This window comes from Streptomyces phaeochromogenes, assembly GCF_001418655.1.
Classification (GTDB): Bacteria; Actinomycetota; Actinomycetes; order Streptomycetales; family Streptomycetaceae; genus Streptomyces; species Streptomyces phaeochromogenes.
In genome coordinates this window covers 1-8,119 of sequence record NZ_LIQZ01000207.1, presented here as the reverse complement: position 1 = coordinate 8,119, position 8,119 = coordinate 1, and the positions used below count along the sequence as shown (strand labels likewise).

Below are 8,119 nucleotides of genomic sequence, written 5' to 3'. Positions count from 1 at the left end.
AGCCCGAACCCGTTCGGCCCCCACCCTCCGAAACGGCTCGAACAGCACGCCCACCTGATCCCCGGGCACCACAGGCCCACTGTTCACGACCCGCAAGGAGGCCCGCCCATCGACGACCCCGGTCCAGACGGAAACCCAGCCCCCCTCCCCCGAGGGCACGTTGTGGCGCACCGCGTTCTCGACGAGGTTGCTCACCAGCCGCCCGATCAACTGTGGATCCCCGACCAGCGCCGCGGGCGAGAGCTCGGCGGACACCCGGGGCCCACGACCGTCGGGCAACAGCTCGGCCGCCACCACGGACAGGTCCACGAACTCCCGCTCTGGCACGCCCCGTTGACTGCACGCCAACGTCAACAACGCCTCGATCAACCGCTCCTGCTCCTGCCCGGCGGCCCGCACCCGAAGACAGGCGGCCCGCAGGGTGTCGGCATCGGCCCCGGGATCGGCGAGCGCGACATCGATGACGGCCTGCTGAAGGGTGAGCGGCGTACGCAACTCGTGCGACGCGTTGGCGACGAACCGCCGCTGCGCCTCGAAGGCGCCTTCGAGCCGGGCGAGCAGATCGTCGAACGTGTCGGCGAGGTCCTTGAGTTCGTCGTCCGGCCCGGCGACCGCGAGCCGTCGGTGCAGCGCGTCCGCGGAGATCCGCCGCACCGCCCCGGTCATGCTCCGCAGAGGCGCGAGCACCCGCCCGGCCACCAGCCACCCGAGCACGAGCGAGGCAAGCGCCATGACACCGAGGGCGACCCCCGACTCGACGAAGAGCTGATGGAGTTGGTCGCTGCGCTGGGCGACCAGCTGTTCACGTACGTACCCCTGGACGGCGGGCGCCCCCGCTCCCGCCGGAGGCACATCGGGCCTGGTCACCAACGCCTGTTCGCCGTGCTCGGACATGAGGGCGTACGTGAGAGCCAGCAGCACCGCGCCCGCCACCACGAACAGCCCGCTGTAGACCAACGTCAGCCGCCACCGGATGCTCTGCGGCCCCCGGATGGCCCGCAGCCGGCGCATGCTCTTCGGTCCGGACATGCGCTTCGGCCCGCGGATCCGCCGATCCACGGGGAGCCCGGTACGCACTCTCATACCCGGTACCCGGCCTGCGCCACCGTCTCGATCAACGGCGGTTCCCCGAGCTTGCGCCGCAGCCGGCTGACCGTCACCTTCACGGTCTGGGTGAACGGATCGGCCGCCTCGTCCCAGGCCCGCTCCAGCAGTTCCTCGGCGGAGACGACGGCCCCGCCCGCGCCCATCAGCAGCTCAAGGACCGCGAACTCCTTCGGGCTGAGCGGGAGTTGGCGGCCGTCGCGGGAGGCCACCCGCCGCGCGGGGTCGAGCCGCAGATCGCCGTGGACCAGGACCGGCGGCAGGGCCGGTTGGGCCCGGCGCCCCAACGCCCGTATCCGCGCGACCAGTTCGGTGAACGCGAAGGGCTTCGGCAGATAGTCGTCGGCGCCCATCCCGAGCCCCGCCACCCGGTCGGCGACCGTGCCGGACGCGGTCAGCATCAGTACCCGCGCCCGGCTGCCCCCCTCGGCCAGGGCCCGGCAGACCCGGTCTCCGTGCAGCCCGGGCAGATCACGGTCGAGCACGACGACGTCGTAGCCGTTGACCGTGGCCCGCTCAAGCGCCGCATGGCCGTCCAGCGCGATGTCGACGGCCATACCCTCTCTGCGCAGTCCCGCCGCGACGGTCTCGGCGAGCTCCTCGTGGTCGTCGACCACCAATACGCGCATCGGCATCTCCGGCTGCGTCTCCGGCTGCTGCGAACCCTGCGGCAAGCGTGCCCGCCGGGCGGTAACAGGGCGGTAAGAGCAACCGTTCCCGTGCCGTAACCGCCCACGCACTGAGGTGATTCGAGGAGACCCACTCCAGAGACCTGCTCCAGAGACGCACCCAGGAGGATCCTCATGCGTAGTACGACGAAAGGGCACCGGCGGCTGGCCGCGGCCTGCGCCCTGATCACCGCCGTCACACTCGGCGGGGTGTACGCGGGCCAGGCCGTCGCGGCCGACCCGTCCGCACCGTCGGGCGGCGGATCGTCGTCGGAGCCCCCGAAGGACGACGGCCCGGGCGACTCCACGGACTCGACCGACTGGAAGCGCCAGGACAAGGCCTCCCGCGAGTTCACCGAGTGCGTGCGCGACAACGGCCTGGAGGACTTCCCCGACATCGTCATCTACACGACGGACGACGGCGACGGCGTACGCGTACGGATCGACGCGGGCGAACGGACGAGCCGTCCCGACCCGGTCTCGAAGGAGTTCCGGAAGGCCGTGAAGGCCTGCAAGCACATCCTGGAGGACATCGGCGTCGACTTCCCTGTCCCGCCCGACGAGCCGCCCGGCAAGGGCGACCGGCCCTGGCCCCCGGACTGCGGCGGTCGCGAGGTGCACAAGAACGAGGAGGGCGACAAGGGCGGGAAGGAGTCAGACGCAGAGCTGAGCGTCACCGGGCTCGTACTCACGGGGACCGCCTGACTCGTACTCGCCCAACCAGCCAACCAGCCACCGAACCACCGAACCACCGACAGGACACAACACGGCCCCGAGCGGATCAACTCCCGCCCGGGGCCGTGCCGTTCACTCCGCCGGCCGCAGGGGCTCAGCCCTCGATGGACGTCATCACGTGCTTGATCCGGGTGTAGTCGTCGAACCCGTACGCCGAAAGGTCCTTGCCGTAGCCGGACTTCTTGAAGCCGCCGTGCGGCATCTCCGCGACCAGCGGAATGTGGGTGTTGATCCAGACGCAGCCGAAGTCGAGGACCTTGGCCATGCGCATCGCGCGCGAGTGGTCCTTGGTCCAGACGGAGGAGGCGAGTGCGTACTCGACGCCGTTCGCCCACTCGACGGCCTGTGCCTCGTCCGAGAAGGACTGGACGGTGATGACCGGGCCGAAGACCTCGTTCTGGATGATCTCGTCGTCCTGCTTCAGCCCCGACACCACGGTCGGAGCGTAGAAGTAGCCCTTGTCGCCGACGCGGTGGCCGCCCGACTCGACCTTGGCGTGGGCGGGCAGGCGCTCGATGAAGCCGGTGACCTGCTTGAGCTGGTTCGGGTTGTTGAGCGGCCCGTACAGCACGTCCTCGTCGTCCGGCATGCCGGTCTTCGTGTCGGCGGCGGCCTTGGCGAGCGCGGCCACGAACTCGTCGTGGATGGACTCCTGCACGAGGACGCGGGTGGCGGCCGTACAGTCCTGGCCCGCGTTGAAGAAGCCCGCGACCGAGATGTCCTCGACGGCCTTGGCCATGTCGGTGTCCTCGAAGACGACGACCGGCGCCTTGCCGCCCAGCTCCAGGTGGACCCGCTTGACGTCCTTGGCGGCGGACTCGGCGACGGAGATACCGGCACGTACGGAGCCGGTGATCGACGCCATGGCGGGCACCGGGTGCTCGACCATCGCGCGGCCACTGTCACGGTCGCCGCAGATCACGTTGAAGACGCCCTTGGGGACGATCGAGCCGATGATCTCGGCGATCAGGACCGTGGAGGCGGGAGTGGTGTCCGACGGCTTGAGGACGACCGTGTTGCCGGCCGCGAGCGCGGGGGCGAACTTCCACACGGCCATCATCATCGGGTAGTTCCACGGCGCGACCTGCGCGCAGACGCCGACCGGCTCGCGGCGGACGATCGAGGTCAGGCCCTCCATGTACTCGCCGGCCGCGCGGCCCTCCAGCATGCGCGCCGCGCCCGCGAAGAAGCGGATCTGGTCGACCATGGGCGGGATTTCCTCGGACCGGGTGAGGCCGATGGGCTTGCCCGTGTTCTCGACCTCGGCCGCGATCAGCTCCTCGGCGCGCTCCTCGAAGGCGTCCGCGATCTTGAGCAGGGCCTTCTGGCGCTCGGCCGGGGTCTGGTCGCGCCAGGCCGGGAAGGCCGCGGCGGCGGCTGCCATCGCGGCGTCGACGTCGGCCTGTCCGGACAGCGGCGCGGTGGCGTAGGCCTCGCCCGTCGCGGGGTTGACCACGTCGGTGGTCCGTCCATCGGCGGCATCGCGGAATTCTCCGTCGATGTAATTGCGCAGACGACGCAGCTCGGTGCTCACTGCCGGCCCTCCAGTCAGATGTCCAATCACTGAGACATCCACCCTAGTCCCGCGCCCCACGTTTTCAACACCCCTGATCGCCTCAGAACTGCGAAATCCGCACATGTGGGCCGCGCAGACAACGAATTTCATCAATCAACTCTTGCGGAACTGCTGATGCCTCATGCACAGTGAGCACGTGTCCAGTCGCAGCGCAGAGCCCAAGGGCTCCCGAGACACCCGGTCGGGGAACACCACTCCCCCGCTGGACAGCGTCTCCCTCGCCATCATCGAGCAACTCCAGGAAGACGGCCGGAGGCCCTACGCCGCGATAGGCAAGGCCGTCGGCCTTTCCGAGGCGGCCGTGCGCCAGCGCGTCCAGAAGCTGCTCGACCAGGGCGTGATGCAGATCGTCGCCGTCACGGACCCGCTCACTGTGGGTTTCCGCAGACAGGCGATGGTGGGCGTCAACGTCGACGGCGACCTGGAGCCCGTGGCGGACGCGCTGACCGCCATGTCGGAAGTCGAGTACGTGGTGATGACCGCGGGCTCGTTCGACATCCTCGCCGAGATCGTCTGCGAGGACGACGACCACCTGCTGGACGTCATCAACAAACGCATACGGGCCCTGCCCGGTGTGCGCTCCACCGAAAGCTTCGTCTACCTCAAGCTCAAGAAGCAGACCTACATGTGGGGAACCCGATAGCCGTGACCACCAAGGACCTCAGCCGAACCGCGTACGACCACCTGTGGATGCACTTCACCCGCATGTCCTCGTACGAGAACGCTCCCGTCCCCACGATCGTCCGTGGCGAGGGCACGTACATCTACGACGACAAGGGCAAGCGCTACCTCGACGGTCTCGCGGGGCTGTTCGTGGTCCAGGCGGGCCACGGCCGCCGGGAGCTGGCCGAGACGGCGATGAAGCAGGCGCAGGAGCTGGCCTTCTTCCCGATCTGGTCGTACGCCCACCCGAAGGCCGTCGAGCTCGCGGAGCGCCTCGCGAACTACGCGCCGGGCGACCTGAACAAGGTCTTCTTCACCACGGGTGGCGGCGAGGCCGTCGAGACCGCCTGGAAGCTCGCCAAGCAGTACTTCAAGCTGCAGGGCAAGCCGACCAAGTACAAGGTCATCTCGCGCGCGGTCGCCTACCACGGCACCCCGCAGGGCGCCCTGTCGATCACGGGCCTGCCGGCCCTGAAGGCCCCGTTCGAGCCGCTGGTCCCGGGCGCCCACAAGGTCCCGAACACGAACATCTACCGTGCCCCCGCCTTCCTCGACCAGGGGTCCGGCATCTCTCCGGAGGCCTTCGGCCGCTGGGCCGCCGACCAGATCGAGGAGCAGATCCTCTTCGAGGGCCCGGAGACGGTCGCCGCCGTCTTCCTGGAGCCCGTACAGAACGCCGGCGGCTGCTTCCCGCCGCCTCCCGGCTACTTCCAGCGGGTGCGCGAGATCTGCGACCAGTACGACGTGCTGCTCGTCTCCGACGAGGTCATCTGCGCCTTCGGCCGCCTGGGCACGATGTTCGCTTGCGACAAGTTCGACTACGTGCCGGACATGATCACCTGCGCCAAGGGCATGACCTCGGGCTACTCCCCGATCGGCGCGTGCATCATCTCGGACCGCCTCGCCGAGCCGTTCTACAAGGGCGACAACACCTTCCTGCACGGCTACACCTTCGGCGGCCACCCGGTGTCGGCGGCCGTGGGTCTCGCCAACCTCGACCTGTTCGAGCGGGAGAACCTCACGCAGCACGTACTGGACAACGAGGGGGCGTTCCTCTCCACCCTCCAGAAGCTGCACGACCTGCCGATCGTCGGCGACGTCCGCGGCAACGGCTTCTTCTACGGCATCGAGCTGGTGAAGGACAAGGCCACCAAGGAGACCTTCACGGACGAGGAGTCGGAGCGCGTGCTCTACGGCTTCGTCTCCAAGAAGCTCTTCGAGTACGGCCTCTACTGCCGCGCCGACGACCGCGGTGACCCGGTCATCCAGCTCTCGCCGCCGCTGATCTCCGACCAGTCGACCTTCGACGAGATCGAGGGGATCGTCCGCCAGGTGCTGACGGAGGCGTGGGCGAAGCTCTGATCCCGCCGGGCCCCCAGTGGCTCCGATGAGCTGAATCTGTGATCAACACCGGCCCCGGTGCCGCCCGTTCGAGTGAGAATGGGCGCTCCGGGGCCGCGTGCTGTCCGGCCTCCCGGCCCCGACTACCTAGCGTGCCCAGTGACCGATCGGCCCTGCCTTCGTTCCCCCGGAAGGGGGACTCCGCACGGCATTTCTGATCTGAACCGAGGTGTACGCCATGGTGGCTCCGCCGGACAACGACGTGCTGTGGGCACGCGCCCTGCACGTCAAGCACAACGGCTCGCCCGCGCTCACCGGCGTCTCGCTCGGGGTTCGCGAGGGCGAGATCCTCGCCGTCGGCGGCCCGCGTGGCAGCGGCAAGACGACCCTGCTCCAGTGCCTGTCCGGGCAGTTGCGGGCGCAACAGGGCGAGGTCTGGTTCAACAGCACCCCCGTGCACACCATGGGTCCGCTGACCCGCGAGCGGCTGCGCCGCGACCGGTTCGCCTGGATCGACCCGACGCCGGTCCTGGTCCCGGAGCTGAACGCCTGGGAGAACGCGGCGCTGCCCCTGATGCTCCGCGGTGTCTCGCGGCGCCGCGCCAAGACCGCCGCCCTGGAGTGGCTGGACCGCCTCGACATCGGCGGCTGCGCCCGCAAACGCCCGCACGCGCTCCTCCACGCCGAGCGGCAGCGCGTGGCCATCGCCCGCGCCCTGGCTCCCGCGCCGACCGTGCTCTTCGCCGACGAGCCGACGGCCCCGCTGCACCGCGCCGACCGGGCCCATGTGCTGCGTACGCTCACGACGGCGGCCCGTTCGCACGGCATCACCGTCGTGCTGGCCACGCACGACGCGGACACCGCGGCCCTCGCCGACCGCACGGTGTCACTGCTCGACGGGCGGCTCGTGAACACCGTCCATCTGCCACCGGTGACCGACAGCGCGGAAGGCCGGGCCGCGTGCTCGCTCTCCGTCTAGCGCGCGGGGCCCGCCCCGCCGTCCAGCTCCGCAGACTCCTGGTCGCGGCGGCGTCGGCGGGCACGGGTTTCCTGCTCCTGTGCACCCTGGGGTACGCGATGGGACACCCGGACGCGTCCGGCGCGGCCGTGCTGCGGCTGGCCTGGTGCGTCGCGCCGCTCGCCGCGACCGTGCAGTTCGCGGTGGCGGTCGCCCGGACCGACCCGGCCACCCGTCCCCGGCAGGGGCTGTCGGCGCTCGGCCTCGGCCCCGCCCGTCTGACGGTTCTCGCGGCGATCTCCACCGCCGTGTCCTGCACGCTCGGCTCGATGGTCGCCCTGCTCTTCTTCCTCCACCTTCGCGGCGACCTGACCGGCCTCCCCTTCGACGGCGACGCCGCCGACCTCCTCGCCGCGGACGAGCCGCTGCCCCTCCCGGCCGCGCTCACCCTGCTGGCCCTCGTACCGCTCATCGCCTCGGCGGCCAGCGCGGCCGTACTCCGGCCGCGTGGCCCGAGGCCCAGCCTCACGACGGGCGGCCGGCCGGGCCGACTGAGCGGCTTCGGCGGCTACGGACGCTCCGTCGAACGCGTCGGCTTCGGCGCGTACGGGCGCTTCGGGACGCGTACGGATACGCGTACGGAGGCGAAGGCGGGCCCGCGCTCCGAGGGCCAGGACGGTTCCGCGGGCCGGGAAGGTTCCGCGGGCCGGGGCGGCTCCGGGCAGGACACCGCCCGCCGCACCGCCTCCGCCGGGCACGGCAGCCCCGAGGCGTCCACCAGTGCCGCGGCGCTCGACGTGCCCCGCCGCTCCGGCGCGCGCGCCCGCGCGAGGGTCGAGGGCCGCCCCGGCGGCGAGCAGCTCTCCGCGACCCACGCCAACCACGCCACCGCCGACTCACCCGCGCACAACGGTCGCAGCGGTCGCAGCGGTCACGACGGTCGCGTCGCAGCCGACCGCCACGCCGCCTCACAACACCACGACAGCCACGACAGCCCCGGCAGCCACGAGCTCCCCGGCCGCCCCAGCCACACCAGCCGTCTCCCCCTGGACCCGCTGGACCCGCATCACCCCC

At 70.7% G+C, this 8,119-nt stretch carries 7 protein-coding genes and 1 pseudogene; 5 read left to right on the top strand and 3 right to left on the bottom strand.

Annotation, left to right across the window (positions count from 1 at the left end; genetic code table 11):
• The coding region (locus AOK17_RS26795; RefSeq protein WP_107102506.1) for a sensor histidine kinase at positions 1-1,029 on the bottom strand (1,029 nt) is incomplete at its 3' end.
• A 50-nt stretch (positions 1,030-1,079) separates the two neighbouring features.
• Complete coding sequence (locus AOK17_RS26790) at positions 1,080-1,733, bottom strand: response regulator transcription factor (protein WP_055615118.1); 654 nt, start codon at positions 1,731-1,733, stop codon at positions 1,080-1,082.
• A 174-nt stretch (positions 1,734-1,907) separates the two neighbouring features.
• Here AOK17_RS26790 and AOK17_RS26785 point away from each other — a divergent pair, with 174 nt between their 5' ends.
• Positions 1,908-2,477 (top strand): hypothetical protein, encoded by a 570-nt coding sequence (locus AOK17_RS26785; RefSeq protein ID WP_055615115.1) that lies wholly within the window; start codon positions 1,908-1,910, stop codon positions 2,475-2,477.
• A gap of 124 nt (positions 2,478-2,601) precedes the next feature.
• On the opposite strand, the gene AOK17_RS26780 is transcribed toward AOK17_RS26785, so the two are convergent.
• Positions 2,602-4,041: a gamma-aminobutyraldehyde dehydrogenase gene (locus tag AOK17_RS26780; protein ID WP_055615114.1), complete on the bottom strand. Its 1,440-nt coding sequence runs from the start codon at positions 4,039-4,041 to the stop codon at positions 2,602-2,604.
• A gap of 163 nt (positions 4,042-4,204) precedes the next feature.
• On the opposite strand from AOK17_RS26780, the gene AOK17_RS26775 reads away from it, so the two are divergent.
• From AOK17_RS26775 to AOK17_RS52520, 4 genes and pseudogenes are all read left to right on the top strand, one after another.
• A complete protein-coding gene (locus AOK17_RS26775; protein WP_055615113.1) occupies positions 4,205-4,726 on the top strand; it encodes an Lrp/AsnC family transcriptional regulator in 522 nt (173 codons plus the stop codon).
• Entirely contained in the window at positions 4,711-6,108 is a 1,398-nt protein-coding gene (locus tag AOK17_RS26770) for an aspartate aminotransferase family protein (protein WP_055615112.1), read from the top strand. Before AOK17_RS26775 ends, AOK17_RS26770 begins: the two co-directional genes overlap by 16 nt.
• A 217-nt stretch (positions 6,109-6,325) precedes the next feature.
• The gene (locus AOK17_RS26765) at positions 6,326-7,066 is read left to right on the top strand and encodes an ABC transporter ATP-binding protein (RefSeq protein WP_055615117.1); all 741 of its coding nucleotides are present in this window, start codon (positions 6,326-6,328) and stop codon (positions 7,064-7,066) included.
• A pseudogene (locus tag AOK17_RS52520) lies at positions 7,048-8,119 on the top strand (hypothetical protein); the annotation flags it as partial. The gene AOK17_RS26765 and the pseudogene AOK17_RS52520, both read left to right, overlap by 19 nt.

What these genes read in the sequence shown, in the direction of transcription:
- AOK17_RS26775 (WP_055615113.1), top strand. Translation starts at nt 4,205, where the DNA reads ATGCACAGTGAGCACGTGTCCAGTCGCAGCGCAGAGCCCAAGGGCTCC.
- AOK17_RS26790 (WP_055615118.1), bottom strand. Translation starts at nt 1,733, where the DNA reads ATGCGCGTATTGGTGGTCGACGACCACGAGGAGCTCGCCGAGACCGTC.
- AOK17_RS26765 (WP_055615117.1), top strand. Translation starts at nt 6,326, where the DNA reads ATGGTGGCTCCGCCGGACAACGACGTGCTGTGGGCACGCGCCCTGCAC.
- AOK17_RS26785 (WP_055615115.1), top strand. Translation starts at nt 1,908, where the DNA reads ATGCGTAGTACGACGAAAGGGCACCGGCGGCTGGCCGCGGCCTGCGCC.